23 protein-coding genes are annotated in these 24,005 nt (G+C 68.4%); 17 read left to right on the forward strand and 6 right to left on the reverse strand.

What is annotated here, in order from left to right; all coding sequences use genetic code 11:
- The 4 genes from C5F44_RS13635 to C5F44_RS13650 all read left to right on the forward strand — a co-directional run.
- Positions 1 to 896 (forward strand): calcium-binding protein (locus C5F44_RS13635; protein WP_146161954.1); only part of this gene is annotated, 896 nt, incomplete at its 5' end.
- 218 nt (positions 897 to 1,114) lie between these two features.
- The gene (locus tag C5F44_RS13640; protein ID WP_146161955.1) at positions 1,115 to 2,392 is read left to right on the forward strand and encodes a hypothetical protein; all 1,278 of its coding nucleotides are present in this window, start codon (positions 1,115 to 1,117) and stop codon (positions 2,390 to 2,392) included.
- 12 nt (positions 2,393 to 2,404) lie between these two features.
- Complete coding sequence (locus C5F44_RS13645) at positions 2,405 to 3,421, forward strand: hypothetical protein (RefSeq protein WP_107674100.1); 1,017 nt, start codon at positions 2,405 to 2,407, stop codon at positions 3,419 to 3,421.
- 5 nt (positions 3,422 to 3,426) lie between these two features.
- Positions 3,427 to 4,389: a glycosyltransferase gene (locus C5F44_RS13650; protein WP_181318273.1), complete on the forward strand. Its 963-nt coding sequence runs from the start codon at positions 3,427 to 3,429 to the stop codon at positions 4,387 to 4,389.
- A gap of 2 nt (positions 4,390 to 4,391) precedes the next feature.
- Here C5F44_RS13650 and C5F44_RS13655 read toward each other — a convergent pair whose 3' ends face one another.
- Complete coding sequence (locus C5F44_RS13655) at positions 4,392 to 5,210, reverse strand: ABC transporter permease (protein ID WP_107674102.1); 819 nt, start codon at positions 5,208 to 5,210, stop codon at positions 4,392 to 4,394.
- Between the two features lie 98 nt (positions 5,211 to 5,308).
- Here C5F44_RS13655 and C5F44_RS13660 point away from each other — a divergent pair, with 98 nt between their 5' ends.
- From C5F44_RS13660 to galE, 3 genes are all read left to right on the forward strand, one after another.
- Positions 5,309 to 6,565, forward strand: coding sequence for a KpsE/RkpR family capsule polysaccharide export protein (locus C5F44_RS13660; RefSeq protein WP_235822632.1), 1,257 nt, complete (start codon positions 5,309 to 5,311; stop codon positions 6,563 to 6,565).
- Positions 6,566 to 6,574: 9 nt separating this feature from the next.
- Positions 6,575 to 7,231 (forward strand): ABC transporter ATP-binding protein, encoded by a 657-nt coding sequence (locus C5F44_RS13665; protein WP_107674103.1) that lies wholly within the window; start codon positions 6,575 to 6,577, stop codon positions 7,229 to 7,231.
- Positions 7,232 to 7,300: 69 nt separating this feature from the next.
- Positions 7,301 to 8,287 (forward strand): UDP-glucose 4-epimerase GalE, encoded by a 987-nt coding sequence (galE, locus tag C5F44_RS13670; protein WP_107674104.1) that lies wholly within the window; start codon positions 7,301 to 7,303, stop codon positions 8,285 to 8,287.
- Between the two features lie 84 nt (positions 8,288 to 8,371).
- Here the strand turns inward: galE and C5F44_RS13675 are convergent, their stop codons facing one another.
- A complete protein-coding gene (locus tag C5F44_RS13675; RefSeq protein WP_107674105.1) occupies positions 8,372 to 9,493 on the reverse strand; it encodes a hypothetical protein in 1,122 nt (373 codons plus the stop codon).
- Between the two features lie 137 nt (positions 9,494 to 9,630).
- Here C5F44_RS13675 and C5F44_RS13680 point away from each other — a divergent pair, with 137 nt between their 5' ends.
- The gene (locus tag C5F44_RS13680; protein ID WP_107674106.1) at positions 9,631 to 10,368 is read left to right on the forward strand and encodes an SDR family oxidoreductase; all 738 of its coding nucleotides are present in this window, start codon (positions 9,631 to 9,633) and stop codon (positions 10,366 to 10,368) included.
- A 66-nt stretch (positions 10,369 to 10,434) separates the two neighbouring features.
- Here the strand turns inward: C5F44_RS13680 and C5F44_RS13685 are convergent, their stop codons facing one another.
- Positions 10,435 to 10,644 (reverse strand): TOBE domain-containing protein, encoded by a 210-nt coding sequence (locus C5F44_RS13685; RefSeq protein WP_107674107.1) that lies wholly within the window; start codon positions 10,642 to 10,644, stop codon positions 10,435 to 10,437.
- A gap of 345 nt (positions 10,645 to 10,989) precedes the next feature.
- Here C5F44_RS13685 and C5F44_RS13690 point away from each other — a divergent pair, with 345 nt between their 5' ends.
- The 3 genes from C5F44_RS13690 (at position 10,990) to dtd (ending at position 13,413) form a co-directional block, all read left to right on the forward strand.
- Complete coding sequence (locus C5F44_RS13690) at positions 10,990 to 11,982, forward strand: phosphoribosylaminoimidazolesuccinocarboxamide synthase (RefSeq protein ID WP_107674108.1); 993 nt, start codon at positions 10,990 to 10,992, stop codon at positions 11,980 to 11,982.
- Positions 11,983 to 12,049: 67 nt separating this feature from the next.
- Positions 12,050 to 12,973, forward strand: a complete 924-nt coding sequence (locus C5F44_RS13695; protein ID WP_107674109.1) for a carbohydrate kinase family protein — start codon at positions 12,050 to 12,052, stop codon at positions 12,971 to 12,973.
- Positions 12,970 to 13,413 (forward strand): D-aminoacyl-tRNA deacylase, encoded by a 444-nt coding sequence (gene dtd / locus C5F44_RS13700; RefSeq protein ID WP_107674110.1) that lies wholly within the window; start codon positions 12,970 to 12,972, stop codon positions 13,411 to 13,413. Before C5F44_RS13695 ends, dtd begins: the two co-directional genes overlap by 4 nt.
- 5 nt (positions 13,414 to 13,418) lie before the next feature.
- Here dtd and C5F44_RS13705 read toward each other — a convergent pair whose 3' ends face one another.
- The 3 genes from C5F44_RS13705 to C5F44_RS13715 all read right to left on the reverse strand — a co-directional run bounded on the left by C5F44_RS13705 (position 13,419) and on the right by C5F44_RS13715 (position 17,859).
- Complete coding sequence (locus tag C5F44_RS13705) at positions 13,419 to 13,961, reverse strand: hypothetical protein (protein ID WP_107674111.1); 543 nt, start codon at positions 13,959 to 13,961, stop codon at positions 13,419 to 13,421.
- Between the two features lie 94 nt (positions 13,962 to 14,055).
- Positions 14,056 to 15,948 (reverse strand): acyl-CoA synthetase, encoded by a 1,893-nt coding sequence (locus tag C5F44_RS13710; RefSeq protein WP_107674112.1) that lies wholly within the window; start codon positions 15,946 to 15,948, stop codon positions 14,056 to 14,058.
- 120 nt (positions 15,949 to 16,068) lie between these two features.
- Positions 16,069 to 17,859 carry an ABC transporter transmembrane domain-containing protein gene (locus tag C5F44_RS13715; RefSeq protein WP_107674113.1) on the reverse strand — a complete coding sequence of 597 codons (1,791 nt, stop codon included), beginning with the start codon at positions 17,857 to 17,859 and terminating at the stop codon, positions 16,069 to 16,071.
- Positions 17,860 to 18,082: 223 nt separating this feature from the next.
- Between C5F44_RS13715 and C5F44_RS13720 the strand changes: the two genes are divergently transcribed.
- From C5F44_RS13720 to C5F44_RS13745, 6 genes are all read left to right on the forward strand, one after another.
- Positions 18,083 to 18,907 (forward strand): alpha/beta fold hydrolase, encoded by an 825-nt coding sequence (locus C5F44_RS13720; protein WP_107674182.1) that lies wholly within the window; start codon positions 18,083 to 18,085, stop codon positions 18,905 to 18,907.
- Positions 18,904 to 19,866 carry a threonine ammonia-lyase gene (locus C5F44_RS13725; RefSeq protein WP_107674114.1) on the forward strand — a complete coding sequence of 321 codons (963 nt, stop codon included), beginning with the start codon at positions 18,904 to 18,906 and terminating at the stop codon, positions 19,864 to 19,866. The genes C5F44_RS13720 and C5F44_RS13725 overlap by 4 nt, the downstream gene beginning before the upstream one ends.
- Before the next feature lie 34 nt (positions 19,867 to 19,900).
- Entirely contained in the window at positions 19,901 to 20,686 is a 786-nt protein-coding gene (gene pcaD, locus C5F44_RS13730; RefSeq protein WP_107674115.1) for a 3-oxoadipate enol-lactonase, read from the forward strand.
- Positions 20,679 to 21,428, forward strand: coding sequence for an alpha/beta fold hydrolase (locus tag C5F44_RS13735; protein WP_107674116.1), 750 nt, complete (start codon positions 20,679 to 20,681; stop codon positions 21,426 to 21,428). Before pcaD ends, C5F44_RS13735 begins: the two co-directional genes overlap by 8 nt.
- 3 nt (positions 21,429 to 21,431) lie before the next feature.
- The gene (locus C5F44_RS13740; protein ID WP_107674117.1) at positions 21,432 to 22,652 is read left to right on the forward strand and encodes a TCR/Tet family MFS transporter; all 1,221 of its coding nucleotides are present in this window, start codon (positions 21,432 to 21,434) and stop codon (positions 22,650 to 22,652) included.
- Between the two features lie 92 nt (positions 22,653 to 22,744).
- Positions 22,745 to 23,983 (forward strand): mandelate racemase/muconate lactonizing enzyme family protein, encoded by a 1,239-nt coding sequence (locus tag C5F44_RS13745; RefSeq protein WP_107674118.1) that lies wholly within the window; start codon positions 22,745 to 22,747, stop codon positions 23,981 to 23,983.
- Positions 23,984 to 24,005: the final 22 nt, after the last annotated feature.

Below are 24,005 nucleotides of genomic sequence, written 5' to 3' on the forward strand. Positions count from 1 at the left end.
TCGGCAATGGCGGGGCCGACCTGCTGGCGGGCGGGGCGGGAAATGACCAGTTGGACGGCGGCGAGGGCAATGACACGCTGCGCGGCGGCGCCGGGGCGGACCGGCTGGCGGGCGGCGGGGGCGTGGATTACGCCACCTATGCCGATGCGGCGGCAGGCGTGCGGGCCGATCTGTCGAACCCCGCCGGCAATACCGGCGATGCGGCGGGCGACAGCTATGTTTCGATAGAAAACCTTGCCGGATCACAATCCGCCGACACGCTGACCGGCGATGGCGGCGACAATGTTCTGATCGGCAATGGCGGGGCCGACCTGCTGGCCGGGGGCGCGGGCGCTGACACGCTGGACGGGGGTGAGGGCAACGACACCCTGCGCGGCGGGGCCGGGGCGGACCGGCTGGCCGGGGGCAACGGCGCGGATTACGCCACCTATGCCGATGCCACAGCGGGCGTGCGGGCCGATCTGACGAACCCCGCCAGCAATACCGGAGATGCGGCGGGGGACAGCTACCTGTCGATCGAGAACCTTGCCGGATCGCAATTGGCCGATGTGCTGATGGGCGATGCCGGGGCGAACCTGATCAACGGCAATGGCGGCGCGGACTGGATCGACGGGCGCGGCGGCGATGACCTTCTGGCCGGGGCGGCCGGGGCCGATACTTTCGTGTTCAATGCCGGGCGGGATACCGTGCTGGATTTCGAGGATGACACCGACACCATCCTGCTGGACCCGGCCCTTTGGGGCGGCGGCGCGCGCGACATCGCCAGCATCCTGGCGCCCGAGAACGTGATCGTCACTGCGACTTCGGTGATCCTGGTGTTTTCCGACACCGACCGGCTTGAGGTGCGGGGCGTGACCGATGCCGCGCTGCTGGCCGACGATCTGGTGATCGGCTGATCCGGGCAGGCACGTTTTCCGACCGGCGGCAAGGAAGCCTTAACCCTGGTCGTGCAGAGATCGGGGCAAGGCGGGGGCAGGCTGTGCCCCCAGACGGCAGGAGGTCGCGGTATGACGCAGCATGTCTTCGCACAAGGCAGACAGGCCCCGGCCCGGGGCGGGCCCTTCCTGGCCGGTCCTTCTGGCTGACCCCCCCGGAATTTCAAGGATTCTGACCCATGCTCAGGCTTTTGGGCTATCTGCACACGCTTGCCCTTTACCCGGCGGCCCGGACCGTTGTGACCGCCCAATCGCTGCGGATGTGGCTGAAAACGCTGGGACAGCGGCCCCGGGTTCACCATGAGACGGCCTATGACGGCCGCCCGATCCTGTTGCTGGCGCTGTATGAAAAGGGCGGGCTGCGGCCCGATGTGACGCGGCTGCTGCGGGCGGCGCGGGGGCAGGGGCTGTATGTTCTGGCCGTGAACACGCTGCGGCTGACCGACCCCGCCGCCACGCGCGACCTGATCGACTGCTATATCGAGCGGCCGAATTTCGGCCGGGATTTCGGCAGCTACAAGACCGGCTTCCTGCATCTGTTCGCGCGCGGCTGGCAGGGCACCTGCCCGCGCCTGCTGATGCTGAACGACAGCATCTATTTCTCGCAAGAGCGGATGCCCGCCTTCCTGCGCGACATGATGGCCCCGGAGGCCGAGGTTCTGGGCGGAACCGAGAATTTCGAGATCGAATATCACCTTGGATCGTTCTGCATCGCGATGGCGGGGCGCATCCTGGCGCATCCGCAGTTCCGGGCCTATTGGCGCGGCTACCGGCTGACCGACGTGCGCCCGGTGGTCATCCGGCGGGGCGAGATGGGGCTTTCCAAGGCCCTGAAGCGCTGCGTTGCCGACCCGCGGGGCTTTGCCGCGCTGTATGGCGCCGCCCGCTATCTGCGGGCCTTGCAACAGGACGACAGCCTGATCGACGTGACGCTGACCCGCGCCCGCACATCGGACCTGACGGGGTGGAAGCGGGTCAGCCCGGAAAACATTCGCACGGCCTTGCAGGGCCGGTTCCTTGCCCCGGTGAACACGCTGTCGAAGCAGGTTGAAAAGCACGACATCCAGTTGGATGCCCGGCTGGAGGAACTGAACCGCCGGATGTTCGTAAAGGATCGGGAAACCCTGCTGGGCTATCTTCGCAAGAACCTGGACGACGGGGCGCAAGCGGATGAGGCGATCTTGATGGAAGCGATCCGGTCCGAACTGGGCCATGCCTTTCTGGAGGGCAGCCAGATCCACCAGAACGCGGCGATCCTGCTGCATATGGGGATGCCGCTGGTCAAGCTGGACGGGCTGTATCGCGGCATGTTCAACCTGTTCGACATCCGCAACATCACCGCCGCCCTGACGGTGGACGAACAGCAGGAACTGACCGCGCTGCTGGTGGAGCGGCCCTATGGCAATGACACGCTGACGGGCTGGCGCCGCGCCGCCTTCAACCGTGGTCTGATCTGAGGGGGGGCCGCGATGAACGCCTTTTCTGCTGCGCTGAACGGCCTGCCCGCGGATTTCGATCCCGAACTGTATCTGCGCCTGAACCCCGATGTCGCCGCCGCCGGGATCGCGGCCGCCGCGCATTACCTGGCCCATGGCCGGGCCGAGGGGCGGGTCTGGCGCAGCGATCCCCTGCCGGCGGATTTCGATCCGGGGCTTTACCTTGACCTCAACCCCGAACTGGCCCGGGCGGGCGTTGACCCGGCCCTGCATTACCGCACCTTCGGCCGGCGCGAGGGGCGGTTCTACCGCGATGCCGATCCGGCCGCCGCGCCGCGCCGCGAGGCGCTGGTGGTCTTTGTCCATATCGGCAAGACGGCGGGCAGCAGCCTGAACGAGGTGCTGTACCGGGCCCTTGGCCCCGGTGTCCGGCATGTCGAGACGCTGGTGGACCATCCGTCGGTGGCGGCGCGGCAACTGGCGCAAAGCGGCTGGGTTTCGGGCCATCTGTGGACGGGGGCGCTGTGTGGCCTTGTCCGCGGCGTGACCGACCGGCCGCTGCGGCTGTTCACCCTGCTGCGCGATCCGGTGGAGCAGATCTGTTCGGCCTATAACTGGCTGCTGGTGCTGGCGGCCCGAGGCCCCGCCGCCGAAGCCGTGATGCCCGAGGACATTCGCGCCGCCACCCGCGCGGTGGCCGCCACCGACCACGGCGATCCGGCAGCGGTGATCCGCACGCTGGCGCGGCATGGCGGGCTGTTCCTGAACCATCAGGCCCGGGCGGTGTTTGGCCCCGGTGCCGGCACGATGACCGACGAGGAGATGCGCGCCGGCCTTGCCCGGTTCGAGGGCGTGGGTCTGCCGGACCGGATTGGCGATCTGGCGGCGCAGATGACCGGATGCCCCGACATCACGGTGCCCCGGGAAAACGCCAGCCCCTATCGCTTTGACAAGGCGGTGTTCCGCAGCCCGGCGGTGGCCGGGTTCCTGGCCCGGGCCCATGCCGCCGATGCGCGGCTGGTGGCGCTGGTGCGGGCCGGAAAGGGATGAGGCCGATGTTCCATCTGCGCGCCCCTGCCGTGGAACCGGCCCCGCCGCTGGCCGAGGTGGTGCTGGCGGTGCGCAACGGGGCCCGCTTTCTGCCGCAGCAGATGGACAGCCTGTTCGCACAGACGGGGGTGCGGTTGCGGCTGCGGGCGCTGGATGACGGGTCCACTGACGGATCGCGGCAGGTGATGGTGGATCAGGCCGGGCGGGCGGGCCGGGTGCTGCATCTGGCCGAAGGGCCGCGCGCCGGTGTGGCCGAGGCCTTCTTTACCCTGTTGGACCGGGTTGGTGCCGATGCCGATCTGATTGCGCCCTGCGATCAGGATGATGTCTGGCTGCCGCGCAAGCTGGCGCGGGCGGGCCGAGCGCTGGCGGCCTTGCCCACGGGCTGCCCCGGGGCGGTGATCGGCGCGCGGATGGTGACCGATGCCGGCCTGCGCCCCCTCGCGCGCGATCCGGCTTGGCGGCGGCCACCGGGCTTTGCCAATGCGCTGGTTGAAAACATCGTGCCCGGCAATGCGCTGGTGATGAACGCCGCCGCGCTGGCGCTGGTGCGGGCCAGCCTGCCCGCCGCGCGCGCCGCCGGGGTGCCGCTGCATGACTGGTGGATCTATCTGGTGCTGTCCGGGGCCGGGGCGAACCTCTGGCACGACCCCGAGCCGATGGTGCTGTATCGCCAGCACGGCGGGAATGAGATCGGCGGTGCGCCGCGCGGGCTGCGCCGGAGCTTGCGGATGCTGGCCGCGCTGGACGGGCGCTATCGCCGGCGGATCGACGCCAACCTGTCCGCCCTGCTGGCCTGCGCCGACCTGCTGACGCCGGAAAACCGGCGCCTGTTGCAGCAGTTCGCGGCGCTGCGGGTGGCCCCACCGGTGCGGCGGCTGGCGGGGGCTTTCGGCCTGGGCCTGTACCGGCAGGGGCGGGCGGCGCAGGCGGCGCTGCGGGTGGGTCTGGCGCTGGGGCGGGCGTGACCCTAACGCTCCAGCAGCAGCCACTTTGCCTGCCAGCTCAGCAGCCGCAGCCCGGCCAGCAGCAGCGCCAGCGACACCCCGCAGACATAGACCGCCGAGGTGTAGCTGTCAGGGTAATCGGGAAAGAAGCCTGACCGCATGATCCCGGTGACATGCACCAGCGGGTTCCACCACAGCACGGCCTGCAGCGCCTGCGGCATCCGCTCAAACAGCACCAGACCGCCCGAGATCAGGAACAGCGGGCGCGAGATCAGCGACCAGATCACATGCCAGGTGTGAAAGCGCAGGAACAGCCAGGCGTTCAGCGTGCCCACGGCCAGCGCGAAAAGCGCCGCCAGAGCAAGGGCTTCGCCGATGCGGGCGATGTCCGGCACGGCGCGCGTGTCGAACATCAGCAGGATCGCGGTGATGACGATGTAGAACACCAGAAGTTCGGCCAGCAGGTTGACCACGAACCGCGCCGTGATGGCATCGACGAAGGTGACCACCGGATAGCTGAGCAGGGGCCGCGAAAAGACCAATGCCCCGCTGACCCGGTTCGCCACCGTGGTGAACAGCGCGAAGGGCAGCATCGCCGTGGCATAGAACAGCTCGAAACTGCTGCCGATGGGGGGCGCCGCGAAGAAGAACGAGAAGGCGAAGGTCAGGATCGCGATGCCGGCCACCGGCTCAAGGATCGCCCAGAGATAGCCGCCGGGCGAACGGCCATAGGTCGTGGCCATTTCGCGCAGCATCAGCGCCCCGACCGCGCGCGGGCTGAACAGCCGCCGCAGGGGCGGGCGGCAGGGGCGCAGGGCAGGGCTGATTCGGCTTCCATCCATGGGGCCTTATAGCCGGGCAGTCGTTAGGCGTTTCTTAGCACCCGCCGGGCATTGTCTGTGAAAACCGGCCCGCAGGGGCCAAGCCGCATGAGGATGAGGTGACCGCAGACCGCCAGATCGCCCCCCAGATCGCCGCCGTGGAAGCTGCTGTTCCGGCGCCCGCGAAACCTTCGGTCGTGGCGCTGGCGCCGCCGCCCCTGCTGCCCGCCGCCGCCCCCGAGGCTCCGGTCCGCCCGCCCGTGCGGCGGATGCGGGTCCGGCTGCGGCATCATCTGGTGGCGCTGTCCTTCGTGCTGGTCGTGCTGCTGCCCTCGGCGCTGGGGGCCTGGTATCTGTGGGCCCGCGCCGCCGACCAGTATGCCTCGACCGTGGGCTTTTCGGTGCATCACGAACAGACGGATTCCGCGCTGTCGCTGCTGCGGGGCATCGCGTCCTTTTCCGGCTCCAGCTCGGCCGATACCGATATTCTTTACGAATACATCTTCAGCCAGCCGCTGGTGGCCGAGATTGATGCCGAAATCGGCCTGCGCGACATGTGGTCGAAACCGCAGGGCGACCCTGTGTTCACCTTCGGCCCCGACGGCACGATCGAGGATCTGGTCGCCTATTGGGAAGACATGGTGACGGTCTATTACAACGCCAGCACCCGCCTGATCGAGATCAGGGTGCTGGCCTTCACCGCCGAGGATGCGCAGCGCATCAGCGAGACGATCTTTGCCAAGTCGAACGCCATGATCAACCGGCTGAACGACATCGCGGCGAATGACCTGATCCGCTACACGTCCGACGAACTGGCCCGGGCCGAGGCCGAGTTGCGGCGGGCGCGGCAGGCGCTGACCGATTTCCGCAACCGCAACCAGCTTGTCGATCCGGCGGCGGATCTGGCCTCGCAAAGTGGCATCCTGGCGGGGCTGCAGCAGGAACTGACCGGCGCTATGGTGGAACTGGATCTGCTGCGCGACCGGGGCGCGCAGGAAGACCCGCGCATCGGCCCGATGGAAAAGCGCATAAGGGTGATCGAGGCGCGCATCGCCGCCGAGCGGCAGAAGCTGGGCCTTGGCGCGGATGGCGATGGCGCCAACGCCATGGCGGATGTGGTGGCCGAGTACGAGCGGTTGCAGGTTGACCGTGAATTTGCCGAAACCACCTATGCCGCCGCCCGCGCCGCGCATGAGGCCGCGCTGACCGAGGCGCGGCGGCAAAGCCGCTATCTTGCGCCGCATATCGCGCCGACGCGGGCCGAAAGCGCGCGCTTTCCCGAACGCGGCAAGATCCTGGCGGTGGGGATGGTGTTCCTGTTCATGCTCTGGGGCATCGCGGTGCTGCTGTATTATTCGCTGCGCGACCGGCGCTGAGGCTCGGCCATGATCGAATTGCGCAACCTTTCCAAGACCTACCGCATGGACGGGGTGTCAAAGACCGTGCTGCACCCCACCACGATGCGGCTGCCGCGCGGGCGCACCATCGGGCTGGTGGGGCGCAACGGGGCGGGCAAGTCCACCCTGTTGCGCATGATCGCCGGCACGCAGGCAGCTTCGGGCGGGACGATCCGGCTGCACGGCACGGTGTCCTGGCCGGTGGGGTTTGCCGGATCGTTCCACCCGGATCTGAGCGGCGCGCAGAACGCCCGCTTCGTGGCGCGGATCTATGGCGTGGACAGTGATGAGCTGATCGGATTCGCCGAGGATTTTGCCGAACTGGGCGGCCATTTCCGTCTGCCGGTGCGCACCTATTCGTCGGGGATGCTGTCGCGGCTGGCCTTCGCGCTGTCGATGGGAATCGCCTTCGACTGCTATCTGGTTGATGAGGTGACGGCGGTTGGCGATGCGGGCTTTCGCGCCAAGTCGGAACGCATGTTCCGCGCCCGGATGCGGGGGGCGGGGGGGATTGTCGTCAACCATTCGGACGCGGTGATCCGCGATCTGTGCGATTGTGTGCTGCTGCTCGAAGGGGGGCGCCTGACCTGGTATGAGGACGTGGCCGAGGCGCTGCGCCAGCATCAGCGCAACATGACGGGATAGCCCGGCACGGTTCGACAAACACGCCCGCGTCAGATAAGGCAGGCCGCGAAACCTGAACAGGGGAACGAGATGGGTGAGTGTGTGCTGGTCACCGGGGGGGCGGGCTATGTTGGCGCCCATGCCTGCAAGGCGCTGGCGAAGGCGGGGTTTCAGCCCGTGGTGTTCGACAATCTGGCCACCGGCTGGGCCGAGGCGGTGAAATGGGGCCCTCTGGTGCAGGCCGACCTGATGGATCGCGCCGCGATTGACCGGGCGCTGGCCGACTATCGCCCGGTTGCGGTGATGCACTTCGCAGCGCTGTCGCTGGTGGGCGAATCGATGAAAGACCCCGGCCTTTACTGGCGGGTGAATGTCGGCGGCGCGCTGAACCTGGCCGAGGCCTGCGTTGCGGCGGGTGTGAAGAACTTTGTCTTCTCGTCAACCTGCGCCACCTATGGCGATCAGGACGGGGTGATGCTGACGGAGGACACCGCCCAGCATCCGATCAACGCCTATGGCGGGTCGAAACTGGCGATCGAGCATATCCTGCGCGACTACAGCGCCGCGCACGGGCTGAACCATGTGATCTTCCGCTATTTCAACGTGGCCGGCGCCGACCCCGAGGGCGAGATCGGCGAACAGCACCGCCCCGAGACGCATCTGATTCCGCTGATGCTGGAGGCGGTGGCCGGCACCCGCCCGGCGCTGACGGTGTTCGGCACCGATTACCCCACGCCCGACGGCACCTGCGTGCGCGATTATGTGCATGTCAGCGATCTGGCCGCCGCGCATGTGCTGGGGCTGCGGCGGCTTTTGGCGGGGCAGGGCAACGGGGTGTTCTGCCTGGGCTCGGGCCGTGGCTTTTCGGTGCGCGAGGTGATCGACGCCAGCCGCGCCGTGACCAACCGCGAGGTGCCGGTGGTGATCGGCGCGCGGCGGCCCGGCGATGCGGCGGCGCTGGTGTCGTCGTCCACGCTGGCGATCACCGACCTGGGATGGGAGCCGCAGCGATCGACCCTGCGCCAGATGATCGGCGACGCCTGGGCCTGGGCGCAGAAGCCGGGCTACAGCCGCTGACGCTGCGTCGATTTCTTTGAAGAAATCTTGCCGGAGCCTTTGAAGGCTCCGGTGCGGAGTTTTTTGAAAACGCCGCGGTCTGCGCTACAGATCCCAGTCCAGCGCGGCTTTCTTCGGCGCGGCCGCCGCCGGCGTGTCCTCAAGCCCCAGCCAGCCGCCGCGGATGGGCAGCTTGCGTTCGGCGCCCCAGTCGCCGGTCACGGTCAGCGTGTCGCCGTCCAGCATCACGCCGGCCACCGCCTGCCCGGCGGACCAGCGGATTGCCCCCAGGATATGGCGCACCTCGACCGTTCCCATCGGGTCCAGCGTCACCAGGCCGGGTTGGCCGGCGGCGGTCAGCGGATCGGGGGTTTCGCGGGCGGACAGGCCCAGGTTGGGCAGGGCTGCGCCTTCCTCGACCCCAAGGCAGCCGCGGTGACGGCCGTTCCAGGGGGCGTAATCGCGGCCGCCGTTCGAATGCCAGAGCATTGTCATCGGCAGGCGGCGGGCATTGCGCAGCGACAGGAACAGGTCGCCCTCCTGGGGGCGGACGACGGCGGTCCAGCCAAGGCGCGAAGCCGGGTCTTCCACCGCGCTGACGAAATCTTCATGCGCATCGCCCCAGGGGTAGCGGTGCAGGTTCACCGACCCGCCATCGGCGGCGGGGAATTCGGCCGGGTCTTCGCTGCGGCGCGGATAGGCCAGCCGCGACCGGCCACGGGTGGGGGCAGCTTCCAGCGGTTCGGCAAGGGTTTCGAACCAGCGCTTGCGCGAGAACGAGAGTTTCGCGCCATTCGGGACCGAGATCATGGCGTGATTGCTGACGGGCAGGCTGCCGGTGCCGCCGATGAACAGGTGGCGCTGGTAAAGGAAGGGGTGGTCGTCGCTGACCGAAAGTTCCTTGACCAGCGTGGCCCCCTGCACCTCGCCCGAGAGGATGGCGCGCAGGATGCCGGGGCCGGCGGGCGTGGGAACCCAGGTGCCGTTTGCTGCCAGACCGTGCAGCCCGGCGGGGCTGGCGCCCATGGGGGCGGCCAGAAAATCGCCGCCCAGCCGGCGCTGATGCGGTGGGGCCTCGGCGGGCACCTCGTCTTCGGTCCAGGGGGCGTGGTGCAGCGGGCTTATCGCGGCGCCTTCATCGGTGATGGTCAGGCGGGTGATCTGGCCGCCCCGCGCATCGAAGGCAACCGCGATGCCACGGGCGGCAAGGGATGAGGTCTGGGGCATCGGGTCTGTCTCCTGCGGGCGGTGTCGGGTGCAGGGTAGGCCCGCCGATGCCCGGCCTGCAAGGGCGGGTCAGGGAACTGGCATGTCGGCGGCCGGGTCTCTAGGTTGCGGTCAGGCGGATCTGCAGGGAGGCAGGGATGGGGCGGCTGGACGGCAAGGTGGCGGTGGTGACGGCGGCGGGGCAGGGCATCGGCCGGGCGTCCGCGCTGGCGATGCAGCGCGAGGGGGCGCGGGTCATCGCGACTGACATCAACAGCAAGACGCTGGCCGAACTGGCGGCGGCGGGGCTGGAAACGCGGCTGCTGAACGTGCGCGATCCGGCGGCGGTGGCGCAGATCGCGGCGGACCTGCCCGAGACCAGCGTTCTGTTCAACTGCGCGGGGTTCGTGGCGAATGGCACGATCCTGGAGTGCAGCGATGATGACTGGGCGTTCTCGCTGGATCTGAACGTGACGGCGATGTTCCGCATGTGCCGCGCCTTTCTGCCGGGGATGATCGCCCAAGGCGGCGGGTCGATCGTCAACATGGCCAGCGCGGTGGGGTCGATCATCGCGGCGCCGAACCGCTTTGTCTATGGCGTGACCAAGGCGGGGGTGATCGGGCTGACCAAGGCGCTGGCGGCGGATTTCGTGACACGGGGCATCCGCTGCAACGCGATCTGCCCCGGCACGGTGGAAAGCCCCAGCCTGGAGCAGCGGCTGCGGGCGACGGGGGATTACGAAGCCGCCAGAACGGCCTTTATCGCCCGCCAGCCGATGGGGCGGATGGCGACGGCCGAGGAGATTGCCAATCTGGTGGTCTATCTGGCGTCGGACGAGTCGAGCTTCACCACGGGACATGCCCATGTGATTGATGGGGGCTGGTCCAACGTCTGACCGGGGGATGTTGCCCCACGCCGCCGAAGGCCAGCCGCCGCGCCCGGGTGGCTGGCCGGTCAGCAGTCAGTCGTCAAGGCCGACCATCACGTCCGAGGCCTTGATCACGGCATAGGCTTTCTGGCCGACGGTCAGACCCAGTTCCTCGACCGATTCATTGGTGATCGAGGCGGTGACGATGCTGCCGCCCACGTCGATGCGGACATGGCTGGTGACCGCGCCCGAGACGATTTCGACCACGGTGCCGGGCAGCAGGTTGCGTGCGCTGAGTTTCATGGGGGAGTCCTTTTCTCAGGGTTGTGGGAAAACTGTTCTCCTGCATCTGTGGATTGTCCATCGGATGTGGCGCAAAGGGGCCGCGACAAATCTGCCTTGCCTGCGAAACGGGCATTCAGGTGCGGAATGTGCCGGCAGGCCGACCCGTTGTCGCACAGGGTGGCCGAAGGCGAGGCTGGCGCCGTGGTCCGGCCTATCCGGCTGAAATGATTTGAAGAATCCGGTCCGTGGTATTCTTTCTGCCAGAGCCGGGGCCGGACGCGCCACCTTGACAGACCCGTGCCCCCGCCGGATAAGCCCGGTGCCTCCGTCTTGTAGTGCCGCTTTGGCAGGAAAGGCCCGCCGATGCCCGCCGCCTCCTCCGTCGATTTGACCCGCGTCTTGCCCGCGGCCCGCATCCCGGAACTGCCCCATCCCTATTTCGGTAAGGTGCGCGATTGCTATGATCTGCCGCCGTCGGACGGGTTTCCGATGGGGCGGCGCATCCTGATTTCGTCGGACCGGATCAGCGCCTTCGATCGCATCCTTGCGGCCATTCCCTGCAAGGGCCAGGTGCTGACGCAGACCGCCCGCTACTGGTTCGATGCCACCCGCGACCTGTGCGACAACCATGTCGTGGCCTATCCCGACCCGAATGTCGTGATCGGCCGCCGGCTGACCATCCTGCCGGTCGAGGTGGTGGTGCGCGGCTATCTGGCGGGCACCACGTCAACCTCGATCCTGACGCAATACAAGGCCGGCGCGCGCGAGATGTATGGCCATACGCTGCCCGATGGCCTGCGCGACAACGAGGCCCTGCCGCAGGCGATCATCACGCCCACCTCCAAGGCGTTTGACGGTGGCCATGACGAACCGCTGACCGCCGACGAGATCGTGGCGCAGGTGCTGCTGACGCGGGCGCAGTGGGATGAGGTGTCGGAAAAGGCGTTGGCGCTGTTCGCGCGTGGCCAGAAGATGGCGGCCGAGCGCGGGCTGATCCTGGTGGACACCAAATATGAATTCGGGCTGGACGAGAACGGCCGCATCCTGCTGGCGGACGAGATCCACACCCCCGACAGCAGCCGTTACTGGATCGCCTCGGGGTATGAGGCGGCGCTGCGCGACGGCACCCGTCCGCCCAGTTTTGACAAGGATGTGATCCGGTCCTGGGTGGTCAGCCGCTGCGACCCCTATCGCGACCCGATCCCCGAGATTCCGGCCGAGATGATTGCCCGCACGGCGCAGGTCTATATCGACGCCTATGAGGCGATCACCGGCCAGACGTTCGTGCCCGATACCACGGGTGACACGCCGCTGGACCGTGTGCGCGCCAATCTGGCGCCCTGGTTCACGGCCTGATGCAGCCTGCCCTTTGCAGCATGACCCCGCGCCGCCCTATGCTGCGCGGGAACCGGGAGATTAAGCGATGATTCTGTCCTGTGGCGAAGCCCTGATCGACATGCTGCCGCGCACCGCGACCACGGGTGAGGCCTGTTTTGCCCCCTATGCCGGCGGGGCCGTCTTCAATACCGCCATCGCGCTTGGCCGCCTTGGGGCGCCGTCGGCGTTCTTTTCCGGCGTGTCGAACGACATGCTGGGCGAGATCCTGACCGAGACTCTGACCGCGTCAAAGGTGGACACGCGCTATCTGGCACGGTCGGACCGGCCCACCACGGTGGCCTTTGTCAAGCTGGTGAACGGGCAGGCGACCTATGCCTTTTATGACGAGGCGACGGCGGGGCGGATGCTGTCGCCCGACCAGTTGCCCGACCTGCCCGCCGGGGTGGCGGCGCTGTTCTTCGGCGGCATCAGCCTTGTGAACGACCCCGCCGCCAGCACCTACGAGGCCTTGCAGGCCCGCGAGGCCGGCGCGCGTGTCACCATGATCGACCCGAACATCCGCCCCGGCTTCATTGCCGGCAAGGAAGAAGCCTACCGCGCCCGCATTGGCCGGATGATCGGGCGCGCCGACATCGTGAAACTGTCGGACGAAGACCTGCACTGGCTGGAAGGCAGCGGTGACCTGACCGCGCTGGCGCGCGGGATCGTGGCGCGTGGCCCGAAGGTGGTGTTCATTACCGAAGGCGCGAAAGGCGCGCGGGCGGTGACGGCGACGCAAGACCGCTTTGTCGCGGCCACGCCGGTGACGGTGGCCGATACGGTGGGGGCGGGCGATACGTTCAACGCGGGCGTGCTGGCGGCGCTGCACGCGGCGGGCGTGCTGACCAAGGCCGGGGTCGCGGCCCTGCCGGACGCGGTGCTGGATCAGGCGCTGTCGCTGGGCACCCGTGCGGCGGCCGTCACGGTCAGCCGCGCCGGCGCGAACCCGCCCTGGACGCACGAACTGTGAGGGCTGTCCTGCAACGGGTGAGCCGCGCGCAGGTCTCTGTCGCGGGCGAGGTGGTCGGGCGCTGCGGGCCGGGCCTGATGATCCTGATCTGCGCCATGCAGGGCGACAGCGACGAGGCGGCGGCGAAGGTGGCGGCCAAGATCGCCAAGATGCGGATCTTCAAGGACGATCAGGGCAAGATGAACCTGTCGGTCCGCGATGTGGGGGGCAGCGCGCTGGTGATCAGCCAGTTCACCCTGGCCGCCGACCTGCGCGGCAACCGCCCCGGCTTCAGCACCGCCGCCGCCCCGGAGGAGGGCAAGCGGCTGTACGAATTGTTCGCGGCGCATCTGGCGGCGGAAGGGGTGCCGGTCGAGACCGGCATCTTCGGGGCCGACATGGCGGTGGAACTGGTGAATGACGGGCCGGTCACCATCTGGATCGACAGCGAGGCCGGCTGACCGGCCTATTTGAACGGGTTGCCGGGCGATTGCTTGGTGATCACGTCCCCGCAGCCGATCAGCGCGTCGATCGAGGCGCGCGATCCGGCCAGCGTGTAGTTCTGCACATCCGCCCCGTCCGCCGACCGCAGGAACAGCCGGTTGCCCTTGGCCACCTCGACGATGAAGTCGATGCCGGCATCGCTGTCGGGCAGGGTGAACAGCACCGAATTCAGCCGCAGGTTGGCGGCGTTCAGGTTCCAGGGCGCCATGCGGTCGATCTGCACCTGAAGGTCGGCGGTATCGCCGGTATCGCCGGTATCGCCGAAATCCCATTGGGTGGAATAGAACTGCAACTGGACCGAACCGTCCTGGAACGTCCAGATCGAGAAGGTTTCGCCGGGGGCCGAAACCGTGGCGACGCAGCCCATCGTGCCATCGTCCCAGGCCACCATTTCCACCAGCCAGGCCTTGTTGCGTTCAAGCACCTGGGATTCATAGTTCTGTGCAAGCGCCGGTGTGGCGGTCAGCAAGGCGGCGGCTGCGGCAAGGGCTTTGGGCGAAATCATCTGTCAGGTCCGATCTGTGGCAGGCGCGGCCAGTTTGGCCGCGCCGGCACGATTCCTGCAAATGAAAACTCCCGTCATGCGGGCTGTTGAGGGGTCAGGCCTTCCAGTCCCAGGCGCCGGTGAAGCCGCCCAGAAGGTGGCCGACCTTTTCCTCATCCACCGGGCCGGTCTTGGCCAGACGCGCGACCAGGCCGCGCTTCTTGTCTTCGACCACCTCGGCCACATGGGCGGCGATGCCTTCCTTCTGCAGGGCGGCATCATAGACCCGGGTGATCGACATCCGGCGCAGGGCCGGCTTGAACACCTTGCCCACGGCCGTTTTCGGCATGTCATCGACGATTTCCAGATACTTCGGCACCGCCGCCCGTTCGACGATATGCGCCTCTGCATGGGCGATCAGCTCGTCTGTCGTGACCGTCGCGCCCTTGACCAGTTCGACATAGGCCGCGGGCAGTTCGCCGGCATGGGCATCGGGCTGGCCGATGGCGCCGACCATGGCCACGGCCGGGTGGCTCATCAGGGCCTCTTCGATGATCGCCGGGTCGATGTTGTGGCCGCCGCGGATGATCAGATCCTTGGCGCGCCCGGTGATGAACAGATAGCCGTCCGCATCCAGGCGGCCCAGGTCGCCGGTGCGCAGGAAGCGGCCTTCGGCGAAGAGTTCGCGGTTCTTGTCGGCTTCGGTATAGGTCGAGCCTTCAAAGACGCCGGGGTTCGAGACGCAGATTTCGCCCACCTCATCGACGCCGCATTCCCGCAGGCCGATGGCGCCCATGCTGGTCAGGATGCGCACCTGGGTGTGCGGGAAGGGCAGCCCGACCGAGCCGATCTTCTTGGCACCGTCCGGCGGGTTGATCGAGACAAGGCAGGTGGCTTCGGTCAGGCCATAGCCTTCGATGATCTCGATGCCGGTTTCCTTCTTGAAGCGGTTGTACAGTTCGACCGGCAGCGCGGCAGACCCTGAAAACGCATTCCGCAGCGAGGAAATATCGGCATTGACCGGGCGCTGCATCAGGGCGGCCAGCGCCGTGGGCACGGTGATCAGATAGGTGACCTTGTGGCGTTCGATCAGCTTCCAGAGGTTGTCGAACACGCCCTCGCCGCGATAGCCCGCCGGCGTGGGGAAGACGACATGCGCGCCCGAGGCGATCATCGACATCATGATCGGGTAGCAGGCGAAGACGTGGAACAGCGGCAGCGGGCACATGACCACATCTTCCGGCTTGAACAGCAGCCGTTGCCCGAGCCAGCCGTTGTAGACCATGCCCGAGACCTTGTGCTGGGCCACCTTGGGCATTCCGGTGGTGCCGCCGGTGTGGAAATAGGCGGCAACGCGGTCTTCCTGCGGGTCGGCAAAGGTCAGCCGGTCGGCGGGCTGGCGGGCAGCCTCGGCGTGGAAGGACTTGACCTCGGCCCGGTGGTGGAAATGCAGCTTCGGCCGGATCAGCGGCACGATCAGCCGCTTGAGGCCGGTCAGATAGGTGAGCAGGTCGATTTCCAGCACGGTCTGCACGCTGGGTGCAAACTTGACCGCCTCGGCCACCTTGTCGGGCACGTCAGTCTTGGGGAAGGCGCGCAGCGTGACCACGACCTTGGCCTTGGTCTCGCGCAGGATGGCGCTGATCTGGTCGGCTTCCAGCAGCGGGTTGATCGGGTTGACGATGCCCGCCACCGCGCCGCCCAGCAGGGTGACGGCGGTTTCCAGCGTGTTCGGCAGGATGAAGGCGACCACATCCTTTTCCCCCACGCCAAGGCTGCGGAACAGGTTGGCGGCCTGGGTCACGCGACCCAGAAGCTGCGACCAGGTCAGCGTCGATTTCGGCGCCTTCGGGTCGGATAGCAGTTGATAGGTGATCGCAGGGCGTGACCCGTGGCGGGACGCGGCCCGCGACAGGAAAGCATACATGCTGCGCGGTTCGTCGCGATCGGGCCATGGCATTTCGGCCTCGATCGCCCGCACGTCGGCGAGCGTGGAAAAGCTTCCCATAAGTCTCCTCCCTTCTGGTCAGCGCCCCGGTTCTGACGGCCGGGTTATCGGCGAATGTGGGGGCTGGGCCGGTCTTTGCCAACCGCTTTCCGTTGCCGGATACGCAACGTCAGGGCCGGGTCAGATCGTGCCGTCGGTAAATTGCAGCCGCGCCAGCCGGGCGTAAAGGCCGCCTTCGGCCACAAGCGCATCATGCGTGCCCTGTGCGACGATCTGCCCGTCCTCGAACACGATGATGCGGTCGGCGCGTTTGACGGTGGCCAGACGGTGCGCGACGACCAGCGTGGTGCGGCCCTGCGACAGGTGTTCGACCGCCTCTTGCACGGCGCGTTCGCTTTCGGCGTCCAGCGCGCTGGTCGCCTCGTCCAGCAGCAGGACGGGGGCGTTGCGCAGGATGGCGCGGGCGATGGCCACGCGCTGCTTCTGGCCGCCCGACAGCATGACGCCGCGTTCGCCAAGGAAGCTGTCATAGCCCTGCGGCAGCACGCTGATGAAGTCATGCGCGGCGGCGGCGCGGGCGGCGGCTTCAACCTCGGCATCGCTGGCTTCGGGGCGGCCGAAGCGGATGTTGTCGCGGGCCGAGGCGGCAAAGATCACCGGATCTTGCGGCACAAGCGCCAGCGCGCGGCGGAAGTCGCTGCGGGCCATGTCGCGCAGGTCGATCCCGTCCAGCGTGATGCGGCCCGATTGCGGGTCGTAGAACCGTTGCAGCAGTTGCAGGATGGTGGTCTTGCCGGCGCCCGAGGGGCCGACCAGCGCCACCGTCTCGCCGGGGCGGACATGCAGCGACACGCCTTTCAGGGCGGAAACATCGGGGCGGGCCGGATAGCGGAAGGTGACGCCTTCGAAGGCGATCTCGCCGCGCACGGGGCGGGGCAGGGGCTTGGGCCGGGCCGGGTCCTGCACGCTGTCTTCGGCATTCAGGATCTCGACCAGGCGTTCGGTCGCACCCGAGGCGCGCTGCAATTCGCCCCAGATCTCCGAAAGCGCGCCCACGGCCCCGGCCACCAGAACGGCATAGATCACGAACTGGATCAGTTCGCCCATGCTCATCCCGCCCGCCCGCACGTCGCGGGCACCGACCCAGAGCACGCCCACGATGCCGGTGAAGACCAGGAAGATCACGATCACGGTCATCACCGCCCGCGTGCCGATGCGGCGGCGGTTGGCGTCAAAACTTTTCTCGGTCACTTCGGCAAAGGCGGCGCGGGTGGGGCCTTCATGGGTGTAGGATTGCACGGTCTGGATCGCCAGCAGCGATTCAGAGGCCGAGCCCGAGGAAGAGGCGATCCAGTCCTGGCTTTCGCGCGACAGCGACCGCAGGCGGCGGCCCAGAACGATGATCGGCACCACCACGGCGGGCACGATCAGCAGGACAAGCCCCGTCAGCTTGGCCGAGGTGAGCAGAAGCATCACCATCCCGCCCAGAAGCAGGATCAGGTTGCGCAGCGCGATGGAAATCGACGAGCCGATGACAGACAGGATCAGCGTGGTGTCGGTGGTGATGCGGCTGAGAACCTCGCCCGTCATCACCCGTTCGAAGAAGGACGGGCTGAGGGAGGTTACCTTGTCAAAGGTGGCGCGGCGGATGTCGGCCACGACGCGTTCGCCCAGCCGGGTGACAAGGTAGTAGCGCAGCCCGGTGCCCACGGCCAGAAGGGCCGCGATCAGCAGGAAGGCCCCGAAATATTCGTCCAGAAGCGCGACATTGGTCGAGTTGAACCCGTCCACCACGCGGCGCACCGCCAGGGGCAGGATCAGGCTGATCCCCGCCGTGACCACCAGCGCCGCCAGGGCCGCCACCGTCATCATGCGATAGGGCCGCAGGAAGGGCATCAGACCGGCAAGGGCGCCGACGCGGCGCGAGGTCGGGCGGTCTTCGGTCGGGGCGGTCTTCGGGGATCTGGCCATGGCGTCGCGGCTTCCTCTTGCTGCCGGGCCGGGGTTTAGTCCGCATGGCCTGCGGGGGCAAGCAATGCCTTGCCGAAAGGGGTATCCGTCTCTCCTCTTTTCCCCGGTCGCGGGGCGTGCCAGTGTTGCCCCGCACCGGGACGATCCGGCGACGATCCGGCCGAAGCGGCTTCGGGCCGGCGGGACGATCCACGATTCTTGCGGTTTCTTCGAGGGGATGACCATGCCGCAGCATTTTACCGCCACGGACGGGGCGCGGCTGGCCTATCGCGACGAGGGCACCGGGTTGCCGGTGCTGTGTCTGGCCGGCCTGACCCGCAACATGGCCGATTTCGACGATGCCCTGCCGGCGCTGGCCGGGGTGCGGGTGATCCGCATGGATTACCGTGGCCGCGGCGACAGCGACTGGACCGGGGCCGCCAGCTATACCGTGCCGCAAGAGGCGGCGGATGCGCTGGCGCTGCTGGATCATCTGGGGCTTGAACAGGCGGCCATTCTTGGCACGTCGCGCGGCGGGCTGATCGGGATGCTGCTGGCGGTAACCGCCAAGCCCCGGCTGCTGGGGCTGTGCCTGAACGACATCGGCCCCGAAATCGTGCGGTCGGGGCTGGAGCGGATCAAGGATTATGTCGGCCGCCGCCCGGCGGCGCGGACGCTGGCCGAGGTGGCCGAGAAGCTGCCGGCCAATTCGCCGGGCTTCGAAGGCGTCAGTGCCGCGCAATGGCAGGCCATGGCAGACCGGCTTTACCGTCAGGGCGAGGGACGGGTCGAACTGCGCTATGACCCCGCGCTGCGCGAGTCGGTGCTGGCCTCGTTCGCGGTGCCGCCCACCGACCTGTGGCCGCTGTGGGCGGCGACGGCGGGCCTGCCGGTGGCGCTGATCCGGGGCGCGAATTCCGATCTGCTGACCCCGGACACCGTGGCGCGGATGCAGGACATGCGGCCCGACCTGATTTTCACCGATGTGCCCGACCGGGCGCATGTGCCCTTTCTGGATGAACCCGAAGCCGTGGCGGTGCTGCGGCGGTGGCTGGAGCAAATGGAATGACTCTGCAGGCGATCGAGGCGGCGGCGGCGCGGATGCGCGGCCATGTGCGGGTGACGCCGCTGTTGAACGCGCCCCTGCTGGACCGGCTGGCGGGGCGGCGGATCTTCGTCAAGGCGGAATGTCTGCAGGTGACCGGCAGTTTCAAGGCGCGCGGCGGATGGGCGGCGGTGTCAGCCCTGCCGGCGGGCGCAAGGGGCGTGCTGGCGATGTCGTCAGGCAACCACGCGCAGGGCGTGGCCTGGGCCGCGGCGGCGCATGGGGTGCCGGCGGTGATCGTCATGCCGTCGGATGCACCGGCGGTGAAGGTGGCCAATACCCGCGCCTATGGGGCCGAGGTGGTGCTGTATGACCGCGTCCGCGACGACCGCGACGCGCTGGCGGCGGGGATCGCGGCCGAGCGGGGGCTGGCGCTGGTGCCGCCCTATGACCACCCCGAGGTGATTGCCGGTCAGGGCAGCGTGGGGCTTGAGATTGCCGTGCAGGCGGCCGAGGCCGGGATTGCCGGTGCCGATGTGCTGGTCTGCTGCGGGGGCGGCGGGCTGTCGGCCGGGGTGGCCATGGCGCTGGACGCCCGCGCGCCGGGTCTGCGTGTCCGCACGGTGGAACCGGCGGGGTTCGACGACATGGCGCGGTCGCTGGTTTCGGGGCAGCGCGAAGGCAACGCGGCGGCGACCGGATCGGTCTGCGACGCGATCCTGACGCCGATGCCGGGGGCGCTGACCCTGCCCATCCTGCACCGGCTGGCCGGGCCGGGGATGGTGGTCAGCGATGACGAGGCGCTGCGGGCGGTGGCGCTGGCCTTCCGGTATCTGCGCATCGTCGCCGAACCGGGCGGCGCGGTGGCGCTGGCGGCGGCGCTGTTCCGCGATGACCTGCCCGAGACGGTGATCTGCACCGTCAGCGGTGGCAATGCCGACCCGGAGATCTTTGCCGGGGCGCTGGCCCGCTTTGGCGGCTGAGGCCGCCCGGAAACGACAGACGACGAAGGTTCCCATGGCCCCGATCTTCCTGCCCGACCTGCGCCTGAACGCCCGGCTTGACGGCCCCACCGACGGCCCGCCGCTGGTGCTGCTGCACGCGCTTGGCCTGCGGCTGGAGCTGTGGGACGCGGTGGTCGCGCGCCTGCCGCGCCACCGCATCCTGCGGCTGGACATGCGCGGCCATGGCGGCAGCGACGTGCCGCCCGCCCCCTATGCCATGGGCACGCTGGTGCGCGATGCCGAACGGGCGATGGACCATTTCGGAATGAAGGAGGCGGTGGTCGTCGGCCTGTCGATCGGCGGGCTGATCGCGCAGGGGCTGGCCGTCAAGCGGCTGGATCTGGTGCGCGGGCTGGTGCTGTCGAACACCGCCGCCCGCATCGGCATTGCCGGACAATGGCAGGACCGCATCGCCACGGTGCGCGACGGGGGCCTTGCCGCCCTTGCCGATGCCACGATGGAGCGCTGGTTCGGCCGCAAATGGCGCGAGGTGTCGCAGATGCCGGCGCTGCGCGAGATGCTGCTGGCCTGCCCGGCCGAAGGCTGGATGGGCTGCGCCGCCGCGATTGCGGGCACGGATTTCTATGAAACCACGGCCATGCTGCGCCTGCCGCTGCTGGCCATTGCCGGGGCGAATGACGGGTCAACCCCGGCCGATCTGGTGCGCGAGACCGCCGATCTGGTGCCGGGCAGCCGGTTCACGGTGATCCGTGGCGGCGGGCATCTGCCCTTTGTCGAACAGCCCGACGCCTATGTCGCGGCGCTGGCGGAGTTCCTGACCGGCATCGGCCATGGCTGAGGTGCTGCTGGTGCCGGGATCGTGCCACGGGGCGTGGTGCTGGCACCGGGTCATTCCGGCGCTGGCCGCGCTGGGGCACAGTGCCCGCGCCATTGACCTGCCCGGACGCGGGGCGGATGCGGCCACGGTCACGCTGGACGATCTGGCGGCGGCCATCGTGGCGGCGCTGGACCGGCCGACCGTGGTTGTGGGCCATTCCGCGGCGGGATACGCCATCACCGCCGCTGCCGAGCGCGACCCCGCGAACATGGCCGCGCTGGTCTATCTTTGCGCCTATGTGCCGGTGTCGGGCCAGTCGCTGGCGCAGATGCGGCGGGCCGGGCCGCGCCAGCCGCTGGCGGGCAGCTACCGGCTGGATGCGGCGCGGACGGTGTTTTCCTTTGATCCGGCGCGGGTGGACGATCTGTTCTATCACGACTGCCCTGCTGAGGACCGCGCCCTTGCGGCACGCTGCCTGGCGCCCGAACCCATTGCCCCGCAGGAAACGCCGTTGCGGCTGACCGCCCGGTCGCAAGACCTGCCGCGCCATTACATCGCCTGCACCGAGGACCGGGCCATTCCGCCGGAGTATCAGGCGGTGATGGCGGCTTCGGTGCAGGAGGCCAACCGGACGGCGCTGCCTTCGTCCCATTCGCCGTTCTTCGCCATGCCGCAGGCGCTGGCCGCGCGGATCGACCGCATCGCGGGGGGCCTTTCGGCGGCGGGCCGGGGTGATATGGTCGCGCCCGTTCCGAAAGGCTGAGCCATGCCCAACCCGCGCCTTGCGCTGACCTTCATCCTGATCACCGTGGCGATGGACGCGATCGGGATCGGCATCATCTTTCCGGTCATGCCCGACCTGATCCGTCAGGTAACGGGGCGATCCTTGTCCGAGGCCGCGCTTTGGGCCGGAACGCTGGGCACTGCCTTTGCGGTGATGCAGTTCCTGTTCGGCCCCGTCCTGGGCGCGCTGTCCGACCGTTTCGGCCGCCGTCCGGTGTTGCTGGTGTCGCTGGCGGTCATGTCGGCGGATTATCTGGTGATGGCGACCGCGGGCACGATCTGGCTGCTGCTGGCGGCGCGCATCGTGGCCGGCATCACGGCGGCCACCTATTCCACCGCCACCGCCTTCATTTCCGACATCACCCCGCCCGAAAAGCGCGGCGCGCGTTTCGGCCTGATCGGGGCCTGTTTCGGGGTGGGCTTCGTTGTCGGGCCGCTGATCGGCGCCGGTCTGGCCGGGATCGACACCCGCGCGCCGTTCTTTGCCGCCGCCGCCATGGCCGCCGCCAACATGCTGCTGGGCTGGTTCACCCTGCCCGAGACGGTGACCGATGCCACCCGCCGCCCGTTCCTGTGGGCGCGGGCCAATCCGCTGGGGGCGCTGCGGTCGGTCAGCCGGTTGCCGGGGGTGGGCTATACGCTGGCCTGCTTCCTGATCCTTGGCATTGCGATGAATGTCTATCCCACGGTCTGGGCCTTTTACGGCGAGGCCAATTTCGGCTGGTCCTCGGGCATGGTCGGGGTGTCGCTGGCGCTTTATGGCATCAGCTTTGCGGTGGGGCAGGCGGCGATTGTCGGCCCGGTGATCCGTCGCTGGGGCGAACACCGGGCGGCGCAGTTCGGCATGGTGGTGGATGTGGTGACGCTGACCGCGCTTGGTCTTGTCACCTCGCCCGTGGTGGCGCTGGCCATCATCCCGGTCACGGCGCTTGGCGGCACCGTCACGCCGTCGCTTCAGGCGCTGGCCTCACGCGCGGCGCCGGCCGATGCGCAGGGTGAGGTGCATGGCGTGTTGTCCAGCCTGAACGCGGTGGCCACCATCCTTTCGCCGCTGGTGATGACGACCACCTTCGCGCATTTCACCCGCGAGGGCGCTGCGGTCCATGCCCCCGGCGCGCCGTTCCTGCTGGCCGCCGGGCTGATGGCCGGCTGCCTTGCGCTGCACAGCCTGGCGGCGCACCGTCCCCGGAGCTTGCCCGCCTGATTGCCCGTTTGCGGCATGTTCTGTCGCTGAAAGACCGGCCCGGGCGGCCTTGGCTGCCTAGGCTTTCGGCTGACGGTGCAAGGGGGGCGCGCATGAAACTCACGGATCTTGAAATCTTCGTCGTCGCCCCGCCGGCGCCGGGCTGGGGCGGGCGCTACTGGATCTTTCCGAAGATCACCACCGACGATGGCATCACCGGCTATGGCGAATGTTACGCCTCGACCGTGGGGCCGAAGGCGATGCGGGCGGTGATCGAGGACGTGTTCGACCGGCACATGCGCGGCCAGTCGGCCGAGGATCTGGAGCTGATGTATCGCCGCGTTTATTCCAGCGGCTTCACCCAGCGGCCCGACCCCACGGTGATGGGCGCCTTCGCGGGGCTGGAAATTGCCTGCTGGGATATTCTGGGCAAGGCGCGGAACCGGCCGGTCTGGGCACTGCTGGGCGGGCGGATGAATGACCGGGTGCGCAGCTATACCTATCTTTACCCGGACCCCGGGCAGGACCAGACGGAATTCTGGGTGAACCCCGACTGGCAGGCCGAGGCGGCCGCCAAGGCGGTGGCGCAGGGCTTTACCGCCGTCAAGTTCGACCCGGCCGGGCCTTATACCATTCGCGGCGGGCACCAGCCCGCTATGAGCGATATTTCCCGCAGCGTTGCCTTCTGCAAGGCGATCCGCGAGGCCGTGGGCGACCGGGCCGACCTCTTGTTCGGCACCCATGGCCAGTTCACCACCGCCGGGGCCATCCGGCTGGGCCGCGAGCTGGAGCCGTTCAACCCGCTGTGGTACGAAGAACCGATCCCGCCCGACAACCTGCTGGAATTCGCCGAGGTGGCGCGGGCGGTGCGTATTCCGCTGGCCACGGGCGAACGGCTGACCACCAAGACGGAATTCGGGATGCTGCTGCGGGCAGGCGGGGTGAAGATCCTGCAACCGGCGCTCGGCCGGCTGGGGGGTATTCTTGAGGCCAGGAAGCTGGCCGCCATCGCGGAAATCTTCAACGCCGAAATGGCGCCGCATCTTTATGCCGGCCCGGTGGAATGGGCCGCGAATGTGCATCTGTCGGTGTCGATCCCGAACCTGCTGATCGCGGAAACCATCCAGACCGGCGGCGCCTTCCACATGGCGCTGATCCGCAACAGCCTGACATGGGAAGATGGCTACATCCTGCCGCCCGAGGCACCGGGGCTGGGCATCGACTTCGACGAGGATCTGGCGCGCGCGCATCCCTTCACCGGCACGGGGCTGCATCTGCAGATGCAGGAGGCGCCCTGCGATTACCGCCACGGCAACCGCTTTGAGGGCGGCGCCCCTGCGGCCAAGGCCTGAGCCGGCCGAAGGGCGCCGGACC

This window comes from Fuscovulum blasticum DSM 2131, from assembly GCF_003034965.1.
Classification (GTDB): Bacteria; Pseudomonadota; Alphaproteobacteria; order Rhodobacterales; family Rhodobacteraceae; genus Pseudogemmobacter; species Pseudogemmobacter blasticus.